Source organism: Paenibacillus sp. FSL H8-0317 (assembly GCF_045040685.1).
Taxonomy (GTDB): domain Bacteria; phylum Bacillota; class Bacilli; order Paenibacillales; family Paenibacillaceae; genus Paenibacillus.
Genome location: NZ_CP150294.1, coordinates 3,176,489 through 3,199,490 on the forward strand (window position 1 = coordinate 3,176,489; position 23,002 = coordinate 3,199,490).

15 protein-coding genes are annotated in these 23,002 nt (G+C 45.1%); 12 read left to right on the forward strand and 3 right to left on the reverse strand.

Annotated elements, in window-relative coordinates:
* The first annotated feature begins 3 nt into the window (after positions 1-3).
* From rhaA to MHB43_RS14340, 5 genes are all read left to right on the forward strand, one after another.
* Positions 4-1,275 (forward strand): L-rhamnose isomerase, encoded by a 1,272-nt coding sequence (rhaA, locus tag MHB43_RS14320; protein ID WP_339308170.1) that lies wholly within the window; start codon positions 4-6, stop codon positions 1,273-1,275.
* A 151-nt stretch (positions 1,276-1,426) separates the two neighbouring features.
* The gene (locus tag MHB43_RS14325; RefSeq protein WP_405132184.1) at positions 1,427-3,106 is read left to right on the forward strand and encodes a ribonuclease J; all 1,680 of its coding nucleotides are present in this window, start codon (positions 1,427-1,429) and stop codon (positions 3,104-3,106) included.
* 243 nt (positions 3,107-3,349) lie between these two features.
* Entirely contained in the window at positions 3,350-4,333 is a 984-nt protein-coding gene (locus MHB43_RS14330) for a LacI family DNA-binding transcriptional regulator (RefSeq protein ID WP_405132185.1), read from the forward strand.
* A 347-nt stretch (positions 4,334-4,680) separates the two neighbouring features.
* Positions 4,681-6,156 carry a glycoside hydrolase family 32 protein gene (locus MHB43_RS14335; protein ID WP_405132186.1) on the forward strand — a complete coding sequence of 492 codons (1,476 nt, stop codon included), beginning with the start codon at positions 4,681-4,683 and terminating at the stop codon, positions 6,154-6,156.
* 26 nt (positions 6,157-6,182) lie between these two features.
* The gene (locus MHB43_RS14340) at positions 6,183-8,165 is read left to right on the forward strand and encodes a sucrose-specific PTS transporter subunit IIBC (RefSeq protein ID WP_405132187.1); all 1,983 of its coding nucleotides are present in this window, start codon (positions 6,183-6,185) and stop codon (positions 8,163-8,165) included.
* A 188-nt stretch (positions 8,166-8,353) separates the two neighbouring features.
* Here MHB43_RS14340 and MHB43_RS14345 read toward each other — a convergent pair whose 3' ends face one another.
* Positions 8,354-9,253 carry a manganese catalase family protein gene (locus MHB43_RS14345; RefSeq protein ID WP_101313990.1) on the reverse strand — a complete coding sequence of 300 codons (900 nt, stop codon included), beginning with the start codon at positions 9,251-9,253 and terminating at the stop codon, positions 8,354-8,356.
* A gap of 128 nt (positions 9,254-9,381) precedes the next feature.
* A complete protein-coding gene (locus MHB43_RS14350; protein ID WP_405132188.1) occupies positions 9,382-11,109 on the reverse strand; it encodes a cellulase family glycosylhydrolase in 1,728 nt (575 codons plus the stop codon).
* Between the two features lie 323 nt (positions 11,110-11,432).
* Between MHB43_RS14350 and MHB43_RS14355 the strand changes: the two genes are divergently transcribed.
* The 5 genes from MHB43_RS14355 to MHB43_RS14375 all read left to right on the forward strand — a co-directional run bounded on the left by MHB43_RS14355 (position 11,433) and on the right by MHB43_RS14375 (position 19,495).
* Positions 11,433-12,263: an amidohydrolase family protein gene (locus tag MHB43_RS14355; protein ID WP_405132189.1), complete on the forward strand. Its 831-nt coding sequence runs from the start codon at positions 11,433-11,435 to the stop codon at positions 12,261-12,263.
* Positions 12,264-12,726: 463 nt separating this feature from the next.
* Positions 12,727-14,169, forward strand: a complete 1,443-nt coding sequence (locus MHB43_RS14360) for a 6-phospho-beta-glucosidase (protein ID WP_405132426.1) — start codon at positions 12,727-12,729, stop codon at positions 14,167-14,169.
* A 423-nt stretch (positions 14,170-14,592) separates the two neighbouring features.
* Positions 14,593-15,423, forward strand: a complete 831-nt coding sequence (licT, locus tag MHB43_RS14365; RefSeq protein WP_047842771.1) for a BglG family transcription antiterminator LicT — start codon at positions 14,593-14,595, stop codon at positions 15,421-15,423.
* A 211-nt stretch (positions 15,424-15,634) separates the two neighbouring features.
* Complete coding sequence (locus MHB43_RS14370) at positions 15,635-17,524, forward strand: beta-glucoside-specific PTS transporter subunit IIABC (RefSeq protein WP_405132190.1); 1,890 nt, start codon at positions 15,635-15,637, stop codon at positions 17,522-17,524.
* Positions 17,525-18,025: 501 nt separating this feature from the next.
* Positions 18,026-19,495 carry an Msr family ABC-F type ribosomal protection protein gene (locus MHB43_RS14375; protein WP_405132191.1) on the forward strand — a complete coding sequence of 490 codons (1,470 nt, stop codon included), beginning with the start codon at positions 18,026-18,028 and terminating at the stop codon, positions 19,493-19,495.
* A gap of 142 nt (positions 19,496-19,637) precedes the next feature.
* Here MHB43_RS14375 and MHB43_RS14380 read toward each other — a convergent pair whose 3' ends face one another.
* Positions 19,638-20,228 (reverse strand): biotin transporter BioY, encoded by a 591-nt coding sequence (locus tag MHB43_RS14380; protein WP_405132192.1) that lies wholly within the window; start codon positions 20,226-20,228, stop codon positions 19,638-19,640.
* 112 nt (positions 20,229-20,340) lie between these two features.
* Here MHB43_RS14380 and MHB43_RS14385 point away from each other — a divergent pair, with 112 nt between their 5' ends.
* Together MHB43_RS14385 and MHB43_RS14390 are read left to right on the forward strand one after the other, a co-directional pair.
* Positions 20,341-21,195 carry an ATP-binding cassette domain-containing protein gene (locus tag MHB43_RS14385; protein WP_405132193.1) on the forward strand — a complete coding sequence of 285 codons (855 nt, stop codon included), beginning with the start codon at positions 20,341-20,343 and terminating at the stop codon, positions 21,193-21,195.
* A complete protein-coding gene (locus tag MHB43_RS14390) occupies positions 21,180-22,949 on the forward strand; it encodes an ATP-binding cassette domain-containing protein (RefSeq protein ID WP_221819535.1) in 1,770 nt (589 codons plus the stop codon). Before MHB43_RS14385 ends, MHB43_RS14390 begins: the two co-directional genes overlap by 16 nt.
* Positions 22,950-23,002 lie beyond the last annotated feature (53 nt).

Here is a 23,002-nt window from a genome sequence, read left to right on the forward strand (position 1 = left end):
CGGATGGATAACCAAGTCAAGCAAGCGTATGAAGCAGCCAAGGCATTGTATGCCCAGCACGGAATTGATACGGACGAGGTACTGAACAAACTCGCGGAGATCAAAGTATCCGTACACTGCTGGCAAGGCGACGATGTCAAAGGCTTTCTGAATAAAGATGGGGAGTTAACAGGGGGTATTTCCGTTACAGGTCAATATCCGGGGGCTGCGACCACACCAGCAGAACTTCGTAACGATCTGGAGCAAGCTTTTGCTCTGATTCCCGGCAAACATAAGGTCAATCTGCACGCGATCTACACGGATACAGACGAGCAGGTTGAACTGGATCAGATTGAGCCGAAGCATTATGAGAACTGGGTGAAGTGGGCCAAAGAACAAGGACTCGGTCTGGACTTCAACCCAACATGTTTTTCCCATGAAAAATCAAGTGACGGGTTCACGCTCAGTCATCCAGACCCTGAGATTCGCAAGTTCTGGATTGATCACTGCAAGGCATCCCGCCGGATTGGTGCTTATTTCGGGGAACAGCTTGGTCAGACTTGTGTAACCAATGTATGGGTACCGGACGGATTCAAGGATAATCCGGTTGACCGGTTGACACCACGTAAACGTCTCAAAGAATCGCTGGATGAAGTATTCGCCGAACCGCTTAATCCAGAGCACAACCTGGATGCGGTAGAGAGTAAGCTGTTTGGTCTGGGTTCGGAAGCATATGTGGTGGGTTCTCATGAATTCTATATGGGTTACGGTTTGCAAAATGATACGTTAATCTGCCTGGATGCGGGTCATTTCCATCCAACAGAGGTTATTTCCAATAAATTGTCGTCCTTGTCTTTGTTTACAAGTGGCATTCTGCTTCACGTAAGCCGACCGATGCGTTGGGATAGTGACCATGTGGTAATTATGGACGATGAGCTACTGGAAATTGCCCGTGAACTGGTTCGACATGATCTGCTTGCGACCACACATATTGGACTGGATTTCTTTGATGCAAGTATTAACCGTGTAGCTGCATGGGTTGTGGGTACTCGAAACACGATCAAAGCCCTTCTCCGAGCGATGCTCGAACCGGTGGAAGCTTTGAAACAAGCCGAGTTGGAAGGGGATTACACGTTGCGCCTTGCCTTAACGGAAGAGTTCAAATCCTATCCGTTTGGCGCGATCTGGGACTACTATTGTGCTCAGCAAGGCGTTCCAGTTCGTGAAAAGTGGATCACCGATATCAAAACCTATGAACAAGACGTATTACTACAGCGTGATAAATCATTGGTGTAACTGTATTTAAGTTTTGTATAAACCACTATGGAATGAATATCCCATGGTGGTTTTTTGGCATAATCACGCTGAAATGCATAACTTAGGCGATTGCTTCCATACTAGGAATATGGATCTGTATCGTATACGATTGCCACGCAGAGGAGGAATAATGGAGTTGAATCTATCCCACAACAAACTGTATATCGCTGCACTTGGCGGCGTGAATGAAATAGGGAAGAATATGTATTTCATCCAGTACAATCAGGACATCATCGTGATTGACTGTGGTTCGAAGTTTCCCGATGAGACATTGCCTGGTATTGATCTAATCATTCCGGATGTAGCGTATCTGCTGGAGAATCTGGATAAAGTAAGGGGTCTTGTGGTTACCCATGGACATGAAGATCACATTGGTGGCATTCCCTATTTGTTAAAACAAATGAACATTCCGGTGTATGCATCCAGGCTCACTCGTGGGCTGATCGAGCTTAAACTGAAAGAGCATGGGCTGCTGCGCAAGGCGGACCTGCATACGATCGATGCTCATTCCAGCATTACGCTGGGAGGAATCGAGGTTTCCTTTTTTGCAACCAGTCATAGTATACCGGATTGTCTTGGTATCTTTTTTCAGACTCCAGCAGGCAATGTTGTGCATACCGGAGATTTCAAATTTGATATGTCGCCTGTACATGGACCTTTCCCAGATCTGCACCGCATGGCCGAGATTGGCAAACAGGGTGTCCATATTTTGCTTTCCGAGAGTACCAATGCAGAAAGACCCGGATTTACACCTTCCGAGCGTGTTGTGGGAGACCACATTCTGGATGCCTTTATCCGTGCAAAACAAAAAGTATTCATCTCCACCTTTGCGTCGAATGTCAGCAGGGTACAGCAGATTGTGAATGCAGCATTCGAGACGGGTCGCAAACTGGCACTGTTGGGCAGAAGTATGGTGAATGTGGTATCGGTAGCCAGTGAATTGGGGTATTTGCAAGTTCCTGACGGATTGATAATTGAAGCTATCGATTCGGATCAGTTTCCACCAGAACAAGTTGTTGTATTATGCACTGGTAGCCAGGGAGAAGCGATGGCAGCCTTGTCACGTTTGGCATCCGGTAAACATCCTCACGTAAGAATTGACGCCGGGGACACGGTCATTATTGCTGCCGGTGCCATTCCGGGTAATGAACGGAATCTTGCACATGTAATTGATAACCTGTATGTTCTTGGAGCACGTGTGATATATGGTTCAAGTGGTGCAGCTGGGATGCATGTATCGGGACACGGCAGTCAGGAAGAACTCAAATTGATGCTTACCCTGATGAAACCGGATTATCTGATTCCGATCCACGGTGAGTTTCGCATGTTGTATCAACACAGACTGCTTGCTGAATCCGTAGGTATAGAGCGTGATCATGTGTTTATCGTGAATAATGGGGATATGGTCCAGTACAAAGATGGCATTGCTTCGCTGGGTCCCAAAATTGCATCAGGAAATAGTCTCGTAGACGGTCTGATCATGGGTGATGTCGGCAATATTGTACTTCGCGACCGCAGGCAACTGTCCTCCGATGGCATGCTGGTGATTGTGACTACACTGAGCAAAACGGAAAAACAGATGGTCACATCACCCGAAATTATCTCCAGAGGGTTTGTATTTGTTAAGGATTCGGAAGAATTCATGCATGAGATCCATGAGCTTGTTCTAAACCGGATGGATGAGTTGACCGGGGCTGGGGTGAATCAGTGGAATGTGATCAAAAGAAAGCTGAAAGACGAGATCGGTCACTATATTTACGCTCAAACAAAGAGAAGACCTATGATCTTGCCAATTATTATTGAGGTCTGAGTCAGCAGGGATAGGGATTAGCCTTGCCTTAATGGTCTGTGCAAACGTGTATATGGAAGCTTAACAGCCTGATGAATGTGGATCATACTTCGGTATGAAGTCACATTGCCATCGGGCTTTTGCTATTACATCGGGAATGTACAATAGATGTACGATAAATGGAGTTGAATCAAATTCGCCATGGGTTTGCGATTCGAAGTATAATAAAAGGTAAACCAGCTAATAGAAATAAGAGGAGTCTTTATGAATAAAACCATTTCTGATATCGCTCAGATGGCAGGTGTGGCAAAAAGCACGGTCTCTCGCTTCCTGAACGGCGGATCGGTTAGTGAAGATACACGCCAGAAGATTGAGCGCATTATCAAACAATACAATTATGTTCCCAACACATTTGCACAGAGTCTAAAGGCAAAGAAGACCAGTATTATTGGTACGGTTGTGCCACGTCTTGATTCTTTTGCAACATCCCAGACATTGATCGGAATTGATGAAGAACTGCGGAGTAATCAGTATCAGATGCTTATCGCAAATACGAGCCAGGACATGCAGCGCGAGATTGATGCCATCTATGATTTTGCACGACAGAAGGTATCGGGCATTATTCTGCTGGCTGCTGAAGTGACTGAAGCACATCTGAAAGCAGTGGAGGACATACGTATCCCCGTGTTGTTGGTGGGGCAGCAGCATGAGCAACTACATAGTCTGGTTCACAATGATGACCAGGCAGGTTATGAGATGGGTAAATATGTCGTCGAACAGGGTCATCGCAAGATCGTGTATATGGGGGTTAGCGAGAAGGATCGGGCGGTAGGGATCTATCGTAAACAAGGGTTCCAGCGTGCAATTGCCGAATGTGGAGAATGTGAAGTTAAGTATTATGAGACCAGCTTTAAGATGTCGGAAGCCATCGTTACCGCTGAAGCCATTTTGAAAGAAATCACACCAACGATCATTGTCGGGGCTACGGATAATATTGCACTGGGTGTGATGAAGATTGCGTTCTCCAATAAAATCCGCATACCGCAAGATTTGTCTGTTACCGGATTTGGCGGATACGACATTACGGAGATGATTCATCCCACGCTGACGACTGTGAAATATCATTATTTGCAGGCGGGCAAAGTAGCGGCGAATCACATTATTCGTCTGGTCAAAGGCGAGTCGGTGGAGGAACGAACAACACTGAACGTAGAACTAATTCCTCGAGAAAGCGTTGACAAATTATAAAAATATCCTTTATGATAATTCCATCGAACCGGTTCCACTGTGAATATCCAATGCGGATATGCGAACACGGGCAGGCATCAATGCCATATGGAATTATTTTTTTACGTCTAGTGGAACCGGTTCCTATATTTTGATTTTCGTATAAGTTATATAAGAAAAAAAACATTTACGAAGAGGGCAGAAAAAATTCGAAGAAACGTAGTGTTCGCCTTTATCACCGGATTTCATCCTTTAGAAAAGGGATCAGGAAATCTGGGGATAACAGCGATCGGAGGATTGTTCTGCCATCGTAGCCCAAGTGTGAAATTTCTTGGTCTAACTTATATAAGCAAGAATGGAGAACAGCTATGAAAATGACTAGAGAGCAACGCTACAGACGAATTGAGCAAGCAGAGCCTGGAGAGGTTGCGAAGCTTGAAGCACAGATCTCCGTATGTCCTTGGCGACAAAGTTATCACATTCAGCCGATAACAGGTCTGCTTAATGATCCTAACGGCTTTGCATATTATCAAGGCTATTATCATCTGTTCTATCAGTGGTTTCCACTTGGGACAGAACATGGCATGAAATACTGGTATCATACCCGCTCGAAGAATCTGGTGAACTGGGAAAATGTCGGGATTGGAATTGAACCGGATGGCAGATATGACTCACACGGGGCTTATTCCGGCAGTGCGATTGAAAAAGACGGCAAGCTGCACTTGCTGTACACGGGCAATACGAGGGATGAGGCTTGGGTCAGACATCCGTATCAATGCCTGGCAGTTATGGATGAAGGCGGTTCAGTAACCAAACTGAATGATCCCGTGATCTCGTCTGTGCCAGCCGGATACACGGAACACTTCAGAGATCCCAAGGTGTGGCAACAAGGAGACACGTATTATTGTGTAATTGGTGCGCAGAGAACAGACGAGACAGGATGTACAGTGCTGTATCGCTCCATTGATCTGAACAACTGGGAGTTTCTTGGTGAAATTCGTACGCAATTAACCTCCTTTGGTTACATGTGGGAGTGCCCGGATTATATGGAGATGGACGGGAAAGGTGTGCTTGTCTTTTCCCCACAAGGCATAGACGCTGCGGGAGATCATTATCAGAATATTTTTCAATCCGGTTATCTGATCGGTGAGCCGCTGAATCTACAGACGAGAGAGTTCAATCATGGTGAATTTCAGGAACTGGATCGTGGATTCGACTTCTATGCGCCGCAGACGATGCAGGGCCCGGACGGAAGACGTATTCTGGTTGGATGGATGGGACTTCCCGATCTGGAATATCCGACAGACGATAGTGGCTGGGCTCATTGCCTGACCATTCCTCGGCAATTGTCACTCCGAGACGGCAAGTTAATCCAGTTACCTGTTACAGAGATGGTGCAATTGCGTCTGCAAGAGGAAGGGACTCATATTCGCGCAACGATTGACAATGAAAGCCGATCTTTCACTGGTTTTAATGGGATTGCCTATGAGCTGAAATGTGAGATAAGCCCTGTAGATGCAGAGATTGTAGGCATCGAACTCCGGGCAAATGGAACTGAAAAAACGGTTCTTCTGTATGATCGGATTCAGCAGAAAGTTGTCTTGGATCGGACGATGTCTGGTACCGAGCTGGCAGAGCAGAATGGCGTTGTACGACAGTGCACACTTACTGCGGATGTGATTAAGTTCCATCTGTTCGTAGATGCATCTTCAGTCGAGGTCTTTGTAAACGATGGTGAGGAGGTCTTTACCAGCCGCATTTTCCCAAGCCGGGACAGCGTGGACATTCGTTTTTTTGCACACGGAGGCAAAGCTGATTTTGAAGCAGCAAAATGGAATTATTAAGTATTACGTGAGAGGAATGAGATTACATGTCGGAGAATCAACGCATTGCCCAGGAAGTCATTCATGCCATCGGGGGCAAAGAGAATATCGCATCATTTGCACATTGTGCAACACGTCTTCGCATCATGGTGAAAGATAAAGAAAAGATTGATCAGAAAACGGTCGAGAACATCGAGAAGGTGAAAGGGGCTTTTTTCAACTCGGGTCAATATCAGATTATCTTTGGTACGGGAACAGTGAATCGAATCTTTGAAGAGGTTGAGAAGCTGGGCATTGAAGGAACGTCCAAGGATGATGTGAAGAGTCAGGGGAAAAAGGAAGGAAACGCTTTTCAGCGGGCTATTCGCACATTTGGTGACGTATTTGTACCCATCATTCCCGTTCTGGTAGCTACAGGACTGTTCATGGGATTGCGCGGATTACTTACCCAAAATGAAATTCTGGCGTTGTTCGGTGCAACACCTGATGATATTTCGGCCAATTTCCTGTTGTTCACTCAAATCCTGACGGATACGGCTTTTGCATTCCTGCCTGCGCTTGTAGCGTGGTCTGCGTTCCGTGTATTCGGCGGAAGTCCGGTACTAGGTATTGTACTGGGGCTTATGCTGGTCAATCCCGCATTACCCAATGCTTACGCGGTGGCAGATGGATCAGCACAGCCGCTGCATATGTTCGGTTTTATACCTGTCGTGGGTTATCAAGGATCGGTTCTGCCTGCGTTCTTTGTAGGTTTGATTGGAGCCAAGTTTGAAAAGGTATTAAGAAGACGGGTACCTGAGGCACTGGACTTAATTCTGACTCCTTTTATTACGTTGACAGTCATGATTACACTTGGACTTTTCGCTATTGGTCCCGTATTCCATTCCCTAGAAGAGTGGGTGCTGCATGGAACAACAGCTGTATTGGATCTTCCGTTTGGCATCGCAGGTATTATCATTGGATTCTTCCATCAGATTATTGTCGTTACCGGTGTACATCACATCTTTAATTTCCTGGAGATTCAGCTACTGGAGAAAACGGGATTCAATCCGTTCAACGCCATCATTACCTGTGCCATGGCAGCACAAGGAGCGGCTTGTCTTGCAGTCGGTCTGAAGACCAAAAATATGAAACTCAAAGCACTCGCATTACCTTCATCCTTGTCCGCATTTCTGGGCATTACCGAGCCAGCCATCTTCGGAGTTAACTTGCGTTATATGAAACCATTTATTATGGGACTGGTTGGTGGTGGTGTAGGTGGTTTCATCGCTTCCTTGTTCCATCTGCAAGGTACAGGTATGGCTGTAACGGTTATTCCAGGAACATTGCTTTATCTGAACAGCCAACTGCCGTTGTATATCTTGTCCAACGTGGTTGCCATGGCGATTGCATTTGCACTTACCTGGTTCTTCGGATATAAGGATCAACCGGTTGCAGAAGAAGCGGTGAGCCATGAGAACAGTGGAGTAACATCAACTGAAGTTAAAGCAGAGCAATCTAATCCGCATATTAATTCAGTTACCGATGCCGTTACAAGCAATCGTCCTAAGGTAGATTTTCTCGAAATAGCTTCGCCAATGAACGGTACCGTCGTTGCTCTGGAGCAGGTTCCTGACCCGGCGTTCTCGGAAAAACACATGGGTGAGGGCATTGCCATCGAGCCATCAGAAGGAAAAGTGTACGCACCGTTTGATGGTGTCATCGTACATGTCATGAACAAGAGTAAACATGCGGTGATTCTGGAGCATGAGACGGGTGTACAGATGCTGGTTCATATCGGAATTAATACGGTAGGACTGAAAGGGAATGGTTTTACCGCGCATGTGAATAGCGGAGATCGTGTAACTGCAGGTCAATTGTTGATTGAATTTGACATGGATGTCATTCAGACTGCGGGTCTGCCAGTGATTACACCTGTGCTGATTCCAAGCGGGAATGAAACGATAGCAACGGTTACAGCAACCTCAACCGGTCGTGTGCAAGCCAATGGGGAAGTGGTACTTGTAGTGAAATTTACTGAGCCACAATAGAGGCGTGTAAAGTGGGAAGCGGGTAGAGATGTATCTCTCCCGTTCCCCTTTTTTTGTGTACAATCGTATGAAATCAAAGAAACAGATCATCGGTGATCTAAGTGATCCAAGTGAGTTAGCACGCAAGAGAGCACCATTTTACGATTATCCAATCGACGCGCTATGAAAAACAAACGTTAATCGTGATCCTACAGACCAGCGTGACGTTTCAGTCGCTCTGCAATCTGCATTAGATCTTCCGCGGATATCCCTGGCGCAAATTCTTCCGGCAGATCAGGCAGCTCAGGTACTGGCCCTCCATACCCCGGCAAGCCTGCAAAAGCCTCCAGTTTACCACCATCAGTTGGGTGTGTCCCTTTCCAGATCTGGGCAATGCCCTGATAATCCTTGTCGCTGAACGTGTACAACCTGCGGTGCTCACCCTTCGCTTCCCACTTACGTGTCGTTTCAAAAGCTTTGTTATCCAGTCGTGGAATAGGGAACATCTTCGTTACATCCACACCTGTTGCAATTTCCAGTGCCTTTGCATACGCAAGAACATGCACACCTCCGCGTACAAGCAGGTATCCTGTCATTTCTCGGGCTGTTTTGTTGTCGGTCATTTCGTAGACTCTCATTTTGTGAGTTCTTGCTCCGCATTCAAGAAAGAAGTTATGCAACAGATCAAAGATCAGATTGCCACTGCTCACGACATATGAACCATTCCAGGGTCTTCCCATGGAGTCATACGGGAGCGCTGTCTGAGCCGATTCGATAAAATGTGAAGTCATCCGTGCGTCTTTGCCTACACGTAGCGGGGTAGAGTCCGGGGCGCCTGGTGAAGTGGAACCTTCAAGCATGAGGTTAATCGTATTGGCGACAAGTTCGACATGGCCGAATTCCTCCGCGGTAATACTTGCAACAATGTCATAAAATGGACGCAACTTGGATCTGCCTCTGAAATTAAATGACTGAAACATATAGTTATTTAATGTTGACATTTCCCCGAACTTTCCACCAAGCAACTCCTGAACTGCACTAGCTCCATTAGGGTCCGGATTATTGGATATGGGTAATTCGATGGCAAGACGGTCTACACGTTTAAACATGACATTTCCCCCTCAATCCTAGTTACTGTAAAAGTATGAAGGGTTACTTGTACGTTATTCGGTCGTTGGTGAAACAAAAAAACGTTCTGCCAGAGCTTAAAGCTCTGAACAGAACGTTAGATGAGTTCTTATTTGGAAGCTACGCCAACAACGCTTGTTCCATTTTTCGTGATTTTGTACGTCAGCACATCTCCGTTCCAGAAATGGAACTTAAGTGTGACTTCGCCATCATTGGTTTCATTGAAGAAGTTAGGTTTCAGTTCAATCACACTACGTTCGTAGTCTGGGCTAAATGTGTAGGAGAATTCTTTGAACGAAGTCCAGTTCTGTGGACCGGCGTTCTCTCCGTTTGCATATGTTGCTTCCATCGTAGCGAGCTGATTGCCGTTAAACGTAGTCGGAATGGCAAATGCACTGGTTGTGCCTGTTGCATCGTTCAACTTAGGTGTGTCATATTTAATGATATTAAAGTTCCAGTCAGCACCTTCATTGAATCCAGCTGTAAGTGTGGCATTTACGCCCAAATCACCAGAGGCTGTCAATTTGGTTAACAGATTGGATTTTAACGTAAGTACATCTTTTTTGATCGTATAGTCTTTACCTCTGACAAGAGGAGTAGTACCATTTTTCAACGAATTGAATTTGTTCCCATGCAGATTGAGTTTTACCTTCTGATCTTGAATGGCTTCATTTTGTTTAAGATATACGAGATCCGTTTCGGCTGTGGATGAACGACCTGTCCAGCTGGCTTTCATGGTATCAAATAATTCCTGATCAGACCAAGTAAAGCTTGTGCGACCGAAGTGTTGTCCGTTATCCCACAACATCGTGGTCATCTGTTTTTGACGCAGATATTGTCCAACAAATTCGAAGAATTTCAGCTTTTCGCCTTGCTCAATCACACCTGTGTGCTGGTCGAAACCAAGCAAGCCATACTCACCGACGATAACCGGAACGCCTTTCGCTGTGAAAGCATTGTATACCCGATCAAATGTGTCGGTAACATCCTTCTGTACTTCCTCGTTATACTTGGTGTAACCTGCGATGTTCACACTGAATGGCCAGAACCCGTAGTAGTGAACGGTTGCAATAATATTGCTGTCATTCAATTTTTGAATGGTCTTATTCAGTTCATCCAGATCAGGCTGAGCGGAAGAGGTATGCATCGTTGGAAGCACAAGTGGACGTGTCTCGTTGTTTCCACCCGAAGTTCTTACGATCTTGTGAAAAGAAGTGTTCAACTCGTCCAGCATGCGATATCCAATCGCTGCATCTGTTGTGCCGCCTTCAGAGAAACGTGGTTCGTTAACACTTTCGAACATGAGTTTATCGGATGCATCTTTGAATTTGTCCGCAATCTGAGTCCAAGCAGCGTTGTAACGTGCAAGCACGTTGTCATGGTCTTTCTCCATGTAACTGATCCAGCGCCAGGAATCATGGTGAAGATTAATCATAACGTAGAGATCCGCATCAAGGGCCCAGTTTACTACTTCTTGAACCCGATTCATGTAAGCGGAATCAATTGTGTAGTTGGGTGCGTCACCGATGTGGGCTTCCCAGGTCACAGGAATACGGATACTGTTGTAGCCCTCATCAGCGATCGACTGAATTAGTTCCTTCGTAATGCGCGGGTTGCCCCAGGCTGTCTCATCTTCACCAACGGCGTCCAGAGAGTTACCCAGATTCCAGCCAGGCTCCATGGCGTTCACGTAGGTCTGCATTTTGCTTGGCGCGGCTGAGGTATTGGCCTGTTCGCTGTTGTCAGTTGCAGCTGAAGCCATAGCAGAGGAGAATAGAGATAGAATCATGGCAGTCAAGAGCGTAAGAGATAAGACTGATTTGCGGTTTTTTTTCATTAATATAGTCTCCTTCGAATAGAGAATGGTTGAACATGAATAGCGGTTAAGCAGGGTGGAAATAGAGCTCAACGCGAACAAAAGTTCACTTGTGTAATACTGGAATCACCACCGATTTATGTACTGAAAGCGTTTTCGTAATTTACTATATCATGATTTAATATCGGACAATACCTGCACAATTTGAATAAAAATCATGTAAAAATCAGTGATTTTGCCATATTAATAGATTGTGTAGTGGGGCGTTTATTTCATTGGAAATGAAAATCATAAGGTTGCTTTTGAATGATAATTAGATTTAAATACCCTGGGAGGGATCTAATATGAAGCTGGATGCACATCAACATTTCTGGGAATACAATGTCGCCGAGTACGGATGGATTGGCGAAGAGATGAAAGCCATTCGTCAATCTTTTCTTCCGGAAGATCTTGAACCTTTATTGCTCCAATCAGGACTGGATGGATGTATTGCGGTACAAGCCAGACAATCACTGACAGAAACCGAGTGGCTTCTGCAGCTGGCGGATCGGCATGAATGTATCAAAGGTGTTGTTGGATGGGTGGACCTTTGTTCGGATGAAGTTCGGAATCAGCTTGAACTTTTCGCGTCCAATCCATATCTGAAGGGTGTACGTCATGTTATACAGGATGAACCTGATCTGGATTATGTATTGAGAGAAGACTTTCAGCATGGAATTTCATTGCTTAAGGAGTATGATTTGACCTATGATCTGTTGGTATCCAAGGAGCAACTGCCTTATGCTGTTGAATTGGTTAAGACGTTTCCTGAACAGCGATTTGTCCTTGATCATCTAGCCAAACCCGACATAAAATCAGGTATACTCTCACCCTGGAAAGAAGCACTTGAGTCATTGGCCGCACAACCTAATGCGTACTGTAAACTTTCAGGGATGGTGACGGAAGCAGACTGGACAAATTGGACTCCGAGCGATTTTACAGCCTACCTGAATATCGTCATAGAAGCCTTTGGTGCGGAAAGGTTAATGTTCGGGTCCGACTGGCCCGTTTGCAACGTTTCAGCTCCATATTCTGAAGTATTCGGTCTCATTAATTCTCACATTAATGCCCTACCTATACTAGATCAACAGATGATTCTTGGCGGCACATGTGCTGCGTTCTATCAAATATCGTAGTGGGCATTCCGAAGCTAAACCGGTTTCAAGAAGTTGACAACTGTTCTGATTCTTGCTAAAGTTTTATCCAATCCGCATAATCATGATCTGGGAATGTTACCGATATGGGCATAACCTGAGCTGGCTTGTTTACACGTAATCGTGTACCCAGGCTGGTTCGGGTTTTTTGTATTTAAGTTGAACAAACGATTTTACACGAGACGACTGCGCGGCCAGAACAATCTTCCAATCGCTGTTATCCCCAGATTTTTTGATCTCCTTTTTAAAGGGGAAATCCGGTGATAAAGGCGAGTTTATGCTTACGAAGTAGCTTTCCATTGAAAGCTTTTAGCTTCGCTTCTCCAGATTTTTTCTGTCCTCTCCGTTTATGTGTAATTGTGTAGTTAACTTAAATATTTTGTCTTTTTAATATTCTAACGATTTGAGCGGATAGCTGAATTACATATTTGGAAGGAGAATGATGATGACGAATTTTACATTTCCTAAAGACTTTCTGTGGGGTGGAGCCATTGCTGCCAATCAGGCGGAGGGCGCATATCTGAAAGATGGCAAAGGGCTGAGTATCGTTGACTTGCTGCCTACCGGAGAGAATCGCAGAAGTATTATGAAAGGTCATGTTCCGGCTTTTACGCCGCTTGCTACCGAGTTCTATCCTTCGCATGAAGCGATCGATTTTTATCACCGTTACCCTGAAGACATTGCTCTATTTGCAGAAATGGGATTCAAAGCACTGCGTGTCTCGATTGCTTGGGCACGGATTTTCCCGACAGGAGAAGACGCACAGCCCAATGAATCGGGATTACAATTTTACGATAACCTGTTTGATGAATTGTTGAAAAACGGCATTGAACCTGTGGTTACATTGGCTCACTTCGATGTGCCTGTGCATCTGATCGAGAAGTATGGCAGCTGGAGAAGTCGTGAACTGGTAACTCTTTTCGAGACTTACGCTACAACGGTATTCACTCGCTACAAAGACAAGGTGAAATACTGGATGACATTTAATGAGATCAACATGTTGCTTCATCTTCCATTCCTTGGGGCGGGGCTGGCGTTTAATGAAGGGGATAATATCAAGGAAATTCAATATCAGGCTGCTCACCACCAACTGGTTGCAAGTGCACTGGCAGTCAAGGCATGTCATGAGATTATTCCTGGTGCCATGATTGGGTGTATGCTCGCCGCAGGAAGCTTCTATCCGTATACTTGTAATCCGGAAGATGTGTTCCAGGGCATGGAAAAAGATAGAGAGTCCTATTTCTTCATCGATGTGCAGTCACGTGGGGAATATCCGGGTTACGCCAAACGTTTCTTCAAAGATCACGAGTTGAACATCGTTATGCAGCCGGGTGATGCGGAAATCTTGAAGAATCATACCGTAGATTATATCGGGTTCAGTTATTATTCAAGTCGTACAACCAGTACCGATCCGGAAGTCATCAAGAATATGACCAGTGGTAATGTATTTGGCTCGGTAGCCAATCCATATCTGGCGAAGTCCGAGTGGGGCTGGACGATTGATCCAAAAGGATTCCGTATTACCGCCAATCAACTACATGATCGTTATCAGAAGCCGCTGTTTGTTGTTGAAAATGGATTTGGTGCCAATGACGTGGTTACACCGGAAGGTGAAGTGGATGATGCATACCGGATTGACTACTTGAAACGACATGTAGCTGAAATGGGTGAGGCTATTCAGGATGGAGTTAACATCATTGGTTACACCAGCTGGGGACCTATTGATATTGTAAGTGCATCCTCAGGTGAGATGAGAAAACGTTATGGCTACATTTACGTGGACCGTAATAATGAAGGTCAAGGTGAGCTGACACGGCTGAAGAAGAAGAGTTTTGAGTGGTACAAAAATGTGATCGAATCCAACGGAACAAACTTGGGTGACGCGTAGTTTATATTTTTCTGAATTAAAATGGTCTTGTACGGCAATATAACATCGGAAGTTTCATCTATATAAATTGAACTAAACTTCTACACAAAACGGAGAGGACAGAAAAAAGCTGGGGATAACAGCTATCGGAAGGTTGTTCTGTCATCGGAGTAGCTAGTGTAAATATTATCTAGTTCAATTTATATAACCATGGGACTTCCGATTGTCCACACATTGAAAGCGTTGACATATAGTCAGGTTCGCGCTATACTTGACGCAATTATATCGTTTCTGGGATTGTTACTACACGACGTAGGCAAAACCTAAGCACCAAAAAAACAGACTACCATGTCTTGTTTATTTTGTGATGCTTCAGGTTTTTTTTGTATGCCCAAAAGACGATGTATAACTGCCAAGAGAGTGGAACGTGACGGGGGGATTGAATTGAAAATAGCAAAGGTTATCAACAATAACGTCATTAGCATCTATCAGGCGGATGGAGCAGAGCTTGTGGTGATGGGACGTGGGATTGCCTTTAAGAAAAAGCCGGGGGATAAAGTAGACGAGACCCGCATCCAGAAAGTATTTGCATTGAAAAACAAACAAACATCCGATAATTTCAAAATGCTGCTGCGGGAAGTTCCGATGGAACTGATTGAAATTGTGGAAGAGATTATCACGTATGCGCGTGAGAATCTGGGTCGAAAGCTGAATGAGAACATCTATGTATCTCTTACAGACCATATTAACTTCGCCATCGAACGTTATCGGGAAGGCGTGGAGATCAAGAACGCATTGATGTGGGAGATCAAACAGTTGTACAAGTCCGAATTCGAACTGGGCCTGAGGACGCTGGAACAGATCAACACTCGTATGAATATTGAGCTTCCACCTGATGAAGCCGCTTTTATTGCCCTTCATATTGTCAACGCAGAGATGAACGAAGAAGTTATTACAACGATGAATATTACGAAGTTTATCCAGCAAATTATTAATATAGCGAAATATCATTTCAAAATGGAATTTGATGAGGACTCTCTCAGTTATTTTCGCTTTATCACACATCTGAAGTTCTTCTCCCAGCGTGTGCTCAGTGGTACGCATTACGACAACAACTATGATCATTTCTATGACATGATTAAGGAGAAACATCCAGATGCCGCAGCGTGTACGGAGAAAATTGAGTTGTTTGTCAAAAAGGAATACAACCATGAGCTGACCAATGAAGAAAAGTTGTATCTGACGGTTCATATCGAACGAGTGGTTAATCGATAATATTTAAATGTTGACAAAAATGGTTTTATTATAATAATATGTGATTAACAGGAATTGAATACGATTTAACTGGGATTGTTACTGGTTATGCAGGCAAAACCTAAGTCATGAGAAGGACAGGACCATTGTGTCCCCTTGCTCAAGGCTTAGGTTTTTTGCGTGCAAAAAAATCGGTAAGAGGCCTGTTTGAGAAAAAGTGGGGGTGCAGATTATGAGTCAAGAGAAACTGGCCAAAGAGATTGTAGAATTGGTTGGCGGTGAGAAAAATGTGGAATCACTGGTTCATTGTGCAACACGATTACGGTTTGTATTGAAGGACGATGCCAAGGCAGACAAAGCCAAACTGGAGAAAACAGAAGGTATCATCGCAGTCAAAGAAAATGGAGGACAGTTCCAGGTGGTTGTTGGTAACAAGGTGCCTGAAGTCTATAGTGCCATTGGACAGATCAGTAACATTCTGGACGATTCGACCGATAAAGAAAAACCTCGCAAAGCAGCCAAAGGGCTCGGGGGTATTATCGATATCATATCCAGCATCTTTGCCCCACTTCTGGGTGTTATGGCGGGAGCGGGTATTCTAAAAGGGTTATTGTTGATTGCAAGCAATATCGGATGGCTGGAAACGACAGAAACAACATATACGATCCTGTATGCAGCAGCAGATAGTCTCTTCTACTTCCTGCCTCTGTTGTTAGCGGTTACAACGGCACGTAAATTCCAGGGGAATATGTTTGTCGCGATGACGATTGCAGGAGCACTGATCTATCCGTCCATCGTCACGTTGAAATCAGAGGGAACACCAACGGATTTCTTCGGTATTCCAGTCATTCTGATGAACTATTCATCTACAGTTATTCCTATCATTTTAGCTGTCATTGTGATGAGCAAGTTGGAGAAGTTCTTCAATAAGACACTTCATGATAGTGTGAAAAACTTTGTTACGCCATTATTTTTGCTAGTGATTATGGTACCTCTGACATTGCTTGTATTTGGACCATTTGGCGTATACGTTGGTAATGGAATTGCAGCTGGACTGGTTGCCGCATTTGGATTCAGTCCATTGCTCGCAGGAGCAGTTATGGGTGCAAGCTGGCAGCTGCTCGTTATCTTCGGAATACACTGGGGTCTGATTCCAGTATTTATCAACAACGTTGCAGTGTATGGACAGGATGGTGTTAAACCCGCTGCGACAGCTTCAATCTTTGCCCAAACGGGTGCTGCTTTTGGGGTTATGCTGAAAACCAAGAACAAAAAACTGAAAACGCTGGCTGGATCATCAACGTTGACGGCTTTATTCGGTATTACGGAACCGGCCATCTATGGGGTAACATTACCACTGAAACGTCCATTCATTGCAGGGGTAATCGGTGGTGCAGTTGGTGGAGCTATCATTGGTCAAGCGGGCACATTGGCATTTGCATCCGGCGCACCGGGATTACTGACCTTGCCAATCTTCTACGGACCAGGTGGACAAGGTTTCCCTGGATTGATTCTGGGTATCGTAGTATCGTTTGTTGTTTCGGCTGCACTGACGTACATCATGGGCTTCAAAGATCCGGTAGAAGAAGAAACAAAAACTGAATCTACTGTATCTGCTGAGCAACCTGCCCGTACAACGAATGCTTCAGACGAGATTGTATTTAGCCCAATCGAGGGAACGATTGTTGAATTGTCGGAAGTTCCAGATCCGGCCTTTGCATCGGGAGCCATGGGTAAAGGGATTGCGATTGAGCCAGCTGTGGGCAGAGTCGTAGCGCCTTTTGATGGTACAGTTACCGTTGCATTCAAGAAAAAACATGCCTTGGCTGTAGTGTCAGACACCGGTGCTGAAATATTGGTTCACGTTGGCGTAGATACGGTCAAGCTGGACGGGCAGCATTTTGTTTCCCATATCAAAGAAGGCGATCGGGTCCAAGCGGGAGATCTGTTGCTTGAATTCGATATTGCACAGATTAAGGCTGCTGGTTATCACACGGTAACGCCGATTATAGTAACGAATTCTGCCAACTACGAGGAAGTAATTCCACAGGCTACCGGACAGGTTAGTAGCCAAGAGCTTCTATTAAAATTAAGTAGCGGTAATGGTCAGGAACAAAAGTAGATAGATGCTGATGTACTAATCTGATGGTACAGTGTTTTCATGGTTCCGTTGACATGGTGGAATTGGAAAATTATAATTGGAGTTGTACATCTACATCTATACATGTTAATGAAAGGTGGATTATTGAACATGACAAATGCGATGAGACTGCGCTTCCTTCCTTTGAATCGGTAATTGAATACGTTCAAAGGCTCTGACCGTTGGTTCAGAGTAAACGGGATCAGTCTGTCATTTTCAATCATCCTGACCTTAAAATAAGTGTTATACTCGCTTTCCCGTTTACGTTGAATCACAGGCCACGGCCTGTGATTCTTTGTTTTTTTCTTCTGATTATCTTAATCAAGTAAATAATTAGGTAAAGGCGCTCAATACAGACTACTGGAGGTAACCGCTATGATGACGTTACTGTTCTATTGATACGAGCTGGCACGATCAGCTCGTATCGATAGAAGCGTGCTTCGCTATCGATACGAAATAAATCTTATTTCGGAGGTAGCGAATATGGAAAAGATATGTTTTGAATTAGAACAGGTTGAGATGACCTATATGGATAAAGCAGTACTGAACATTGAGCGACTGGCTGTGCATCAACTGGATCGCATCGGTGTAGTAGGTGGTAATGGTCAGGGTAAAAGTACGTTATTGAAACTCATTGCAGGACAGATCCAACCAACAGCCGGAAAGGTAAAACGTTTTGCAGAGTTTGGTTATTTGGAACAAGTTGAACCACCACAGCCTAATGGGCACCTGGAAGTTGATGGGGCTTTACTCAGTAAATTAGCCATACCTCAACACGACCAAGCATGGAGTGGCGGAGAACAGACCCGTTTAAAACTGGCTCAAATGTTCGCCCATTATCATGAAGTACTGTTACTGGATGAACCAACAACACACATGGATCAAGAGGGCATTACATTTTTGCTGGATGAATTGCGTTATTACTATGGGGCGCTTGTGCTGATCAGTCATGATCGTGCGGTACTGGATGAGCTGGTAACCACGATCTGGGAAATCCATCAAGGTGAGGTTCGCGTATATTCCGGCAACTATAGTGATTATCAGGCACAGAAAAGGCTGGAGCGTGAGCAACAAAACCAGGCCCATGAACAGTTTTCCAAGGAGAAAAGACGATTGGAGCTGGCCGCTCGGGAAAAGATGAAGAAAGCCGAGAAAATAACGCAGGCCGGAAGCATGTCCAAAAAAGAATCCAAGGCAAAAACAAACCGTATGGTTGAAACCAAATCCAAAGGCACCAGTCAAAAAGCGGTGCACCGCGCAGCTAAAGCGATTGAACAGCGAATGCAACAACTTCACGAGGTAAAAGCGGTGCAAGAGGATCGGCCTATGATCTTCCGTCAGCCAAAGACACTGGAGCTGCACAACCGATATCCAATTATGGCAGATCGCCTTACACTTGAAGTGGAAGGTAACGTATTGCTGGAGGATGTAAGTTTTCAGGTTCCATTAAAACAAAAAATAGCGATAACCGGAGCCAATGGCAGCGGGAAAAGCACATTGCTTAACCATGTTTTCCATGCTGGAGATCATATCACGATGTCTCCAAAAGCGAAGATCGGTTATTTTCAGCAAATGAGCTATCGTTTTACAACAAAAGAGACCGTATTACAATTCCTGAAGAATCGTTCGGAATATGAGGAATCAGAGCTCAGAAGTGCGTTGCATGCGATGCAGTTTACAGGTAATGACTTGCTGAAGAATGTGGGGACATTAAGTGGAGGAGAAGCGATTCGTCTTCAATTATGTCACTTGTTTCTTGGACAATATAACATTCTATTGTTGGATGAGCCGACGAATTTTCTTGATATGCATGCATTGGAAGCGTTGGAGCGTTTTATCAAGACCTACGAAGGGACAATTCTGTATGTATCTCATGATCAGAGGTTTATTGAAAATACAGCCGATCAACAATTTCAGATTACAGAGCGTCAATTAATTCAGGTGAATATATAAGCTGAACTAAAGAAGATTTACACGGATCACTCTGATGACAGAACAACCTTAGAGGAAGAGAAGTAACGAAAACCGCCAAAGTGATTTTGGCGGTTTCGTCGTTTTCAAAGATAGGCAGATTAGTTACCTTATGTAGCTTCTATTAAGAATCCGCTTTTATAACCGTGGAATGCAGGTTACCTGTGAGGCGTTGAGGTGGGAAAACCATGCGCACTGGCGCAATGATGATGGCAGCAAATACAGCTTTGATCAGATCCCCAATTATGTAAGGATAAAACCCTTGAATCATGGCCTCAGATAGGTCCATTTTGTAAGCATAAGCAAGCCAAGGGACACCAGATACATACACAAGCAGTGAGCCGAATAGTTCAAATACAACAAAAGCGAGAATGAATCCTGTGACACCTTTGATGTTGATTCGTGCAAGCAACAGTCCAATTAATAATGCGGAGATCGGCCACATCATCACATATCCTCCGGTAGGTCCAAGAAGTACCGCAAGTCCTCCGGTCCCGTGTAGCAAGGGGAAACCAAGAGCGGTGAGCAGAACAACCATGGTAACGCTCAGAAAACCATATAGTGGGCCAAGTAATCCTCCGGCCAGCATGACAGCCAAAGTTTGTAATGTTATTGGTACTGGGGAGAAGCCAATGGGAATGCTTATGTAACCAAAAAGTACTAAAATTGCGGCCATAAGTGCGCTGAATACAATGCCTCGCAAAGATAATTTCATGTTTGAACAATCCTCTCCATTTTGGTAATATGATTGTTAACCAATTATATAAATGTGGTTGACGATTAGGATCGTACCACATAACAATAGAAAGGGAAAGGACTAATTTACGATGCAAGGCAACCTGCCTATAATTACATTAGAAGATGTTCGAGTGCATTATTCTTCCGAAGGTAGTCAGGTGAGAAAAGCACTGGATGGGGTCTCACTTACGCTGCACCAAGGAGAATGGATTAGTATTGTAGGGGCGAATGGCAGTGGAAAAAGCACACTCGCTGGACTACTGATTGGATTCATTCCACTATCTGGAGGGGTACGGGATATCTCGGATGAACTTACCGTTCGGGGTGTACTGCAGCAACCGGATGCACAGGTACTAGGCGATACGATTGAAGAGGAGTTTCATTTTGCGCTGTCACCATTAATGGAATCTGTAGAAGAGCAATTGGAGCGCAGGCAGGATGCATTACATACCGTAGGACTTCAATATCCCCCGGAGAAGGCGGTCTCACAATTATCCGGGGGACAGAAGCAACTGCTTAATATTGCTGTAGCGCTCGCAGCCAAACCGGATATATTGATTCTGGATGAGCCAACAGCCATGCTTGATCCAGGAGCAAGAGACCGTATCGAGGCCATCGTTCAGAAGATTACCCAGCGGGGGACAACGGTGATCTGGATTACACACCATCTGGAGGAAGCAACCCTGTGTGATCGAATCATTGCTATGGAGAGGGGACGTTGTGTGTACAACGGGACGCCGGAGTCCTTTTTCTATGAAACAGAGTTGAATGAGAAGGCTACTCGGGAAAATGTACAGCTATCTCCCTGTGAACGGTTAGGGTTGGACCCTCCTTTTACTGTAAAAACTGCGTTATTGCTCAAGCAAAAAGGTATGATGCCAGAAGCCATGCCACTGCGACCTGAGCAACTGGCCAAGGAGGTCGCACGTTGGAGATCAAGCTAACCAATATACGCATAGAAGCATCGGAATCGGGCAAACGTGCACTGCTTGAAGATGTGAGTGTACAGTTGAACAGTGGGGAAATCACCTTGCTGCTGGGCTGCACGGGTTCAGGAAAAACGACTTTACTACAGACGTTGGCTGGTCTGAGACCGCCCGATGCAGGAAGTATCACATTAGATGGCACACCTTTCTGGAAAGAAGGAAAAGTGCCGCAGTCGATTTTATTGCAAATGGGACTATTGTTTCAATTTCCGGAACAACAACTGTTTGCCCGAAGTATTCAGCGTGAATTCACATATTCTCTGCGTCCTTATCGACTTTCAGAGAAACAGCAACAAGAGCAGATCACAAAAGCACTGAACCAATGGGACCCGCCAGTGTCCTCGGAGTTGGATCGACGTTTTCATCTGGACAGGTCGCCATTTGCTCTAAGTGGGGGAGAGAAGCGCAGGTTAGGTCTTGCTCTCGGAAGTGTGACCAATCCGCACTGGCTTCTGCTGGATGAGCCAAGCGCAGGGTTGGAAGCCCAAAGTGTTGGGCTTTTGCTGGATGTATTGGAGCAACATCGTCTGGCAGGTGGTGGTGGCGTGGTAGCTACCCATGATCTGGATACATTTTTGCCTTGTGCGGATCGAGTATTGTTGTTGCAGGAAGGCCGTCTAATCGCCGATCTTACGCCGAGAGAACTTCACAAAAGGCCTGAACTGCTGGAGCAGACAGGGATTGGACTGCCACCATCGATGAGACTGGCACAGCAGTTAAGAGCAGCGGGTCTTGAGCTGCCATTGACCGCAATGACGCCAGAAGAGATGGCTGAATGCATTGTTCAGTCTACGTTAGTTGAGGTGGGGATTCAGGACGGATCGAAAGAAGCATCAGGGACGGTAACGATGGAAGTCAAGAGTGATGCAATGAAGTATGAAAAAGAAGCACAGATAGCGTCGTCCATTAAAACGGAGGATGATCCGAAGCTTTTTCCGAACACCTTGACTCATTCAGGCGGATTATATGGCGTCATGGACCCGCGTCTGAAATGGATTTTGTATATTTTGCTGGTCACCGCAGCTATGCTTCAACAGCGATGGCTGGGATTGACATTAACACTGGTGCCGGTAGTAGCAGCACTTGCCGTGCTCCCGCGTCAGACTTTGGCTGGATGTATGAAGTTAATGAAGCCATTATTATTCTTTTTCATCATATCAACGGCGTTATCTGGGACAACTCTCTCAACAGAAGGAGGAGGTTTGCACTTTGGCTTTTCTCTGATGCAGGCGGAGGGAACTTTGCTGAATGTGTATCGTTTGTTTATCGTCACATTGGCAAGCCTTTGGTTTTCGTTGACGACACCTTATGGTCGAATGGTAGAAGGGCTTAACTGGGTACTTGGCATTGGTAAAAAGATCAGGTTGCCCGTAGCTTCGTTTGCTCTTGCTGTATCGTTAATTTTTCGGTTTATCCCGATGATCTGGAGTGAGTGGCAGCGATTCTCACTGATCGTACGGGCACGTGGGAAGGCAGCTTTGAGACCCAATACCGTTCGAATTCGTGACCTGGGCCCGATGGTGATTCCCTTGTTAATGGCACTGTTCCAACGTGCGGAGGATATGACCATTGCGATGGAAATGCGTAAAGTTAGAGAGCATTCTACGCTCGGAGGACGTTCATTGTTATTGGTATGGTCCAAACGTGATACCTGGATTAGCATGGCTGGCCTCATTGTTTTTGTACTATTAATATGGATTCGCCAATTGTGATGGCGATAATGATCGTGATGGATCCGGTAATGGATCAAAACCTAAACGCAGTG

Coding starts and splice junctions, on each gene's coding strand:
- rhaA (WP_339308170.1), top strand. CDS start 4: ATGGATAACCAAGTCAAGCAAGCGTATGAAGCAGCCAAGGCATTGTAT.
- MHB43_RS14325 (WP_405132184.1), top strand. CDS start 1,427: ATGGAGTTGAATCTATCCCACAACAAACTGTATATCGCTGCACTTGGC.
- MHB43_RS14330 (WP_405132185.1), top strand. CDS start 3,350: ATGAATAAAACCATTTCTGATATCGCTCAGATGGCAGGTGTGGCAAAA.
- MHB43_RS14335 (WP_405132186.1), top strand. CDS start 4,681: ATGAAAATGACTAGAGAGCAACGCTACAGACGAATTGAGCAAGCAGAG.
- MHB43_RS14340 (WP_405132187.1), top strand. CDS start 6,183: ATGTCGGAGAATCAACGCATTGCCCAGGAAGTCATTCATGCCATCGGG.
- MHB43_RS14345 (WP_101313990.1), bottom strand. CDS start 9,253: ATGTTTAAACGTGTAGACCGTCTTGCCATCGAATTACCCATATCCAAT.
- MHB43_RS14350 (WP_405132188.1), bottom strand. CDS start 11,109: ATGAAAAAAAACCGCAAATCAGTCTTATCTCTTACGCTCTTGACTGCC.
- MHB43_RS14355 (WP_405132189.1), top strand. CDS start 11,433: ATGAAGCTGGATGCACATCAACATTTCTGGGAATACAATGTCGCCGAG.
- MHB43_RS14360 (WP_405132426.1), top strand. CDS start 12,727: ATGACGAATTTTACATTTCCTAAAGACTTTCTGTGGGGTGGAGCCATT.
- MHB43_RS14370 (WP_405132190.1), top strand. CDS start 15,635: ATGAGTCAAGAGAAACTGGCCAAAGAGATTGTAGAATTGGTTGGCGGT.
- MHB43_RS14375 (WP_405132191.1), top strand. CDS start 18,026: ATGGAAAAGATATGTTTTGAATTAGAACAGGTTGAGATGACCTATATG.
- MHB43_RS14380 (WP_405132192.1), bottom strand. CDS start 20,228: ATGAAATTATCTTTGCGAGGCATTGTATTCAGCGCACTTATGGCCGCA.
- MHB43_RS14385 (WP_405132193.1), top strand. CDS start 20,341: ATGCAAGGCAACCTGCCTATAATTACATTAGAAGATGTTCGAGTGCAT.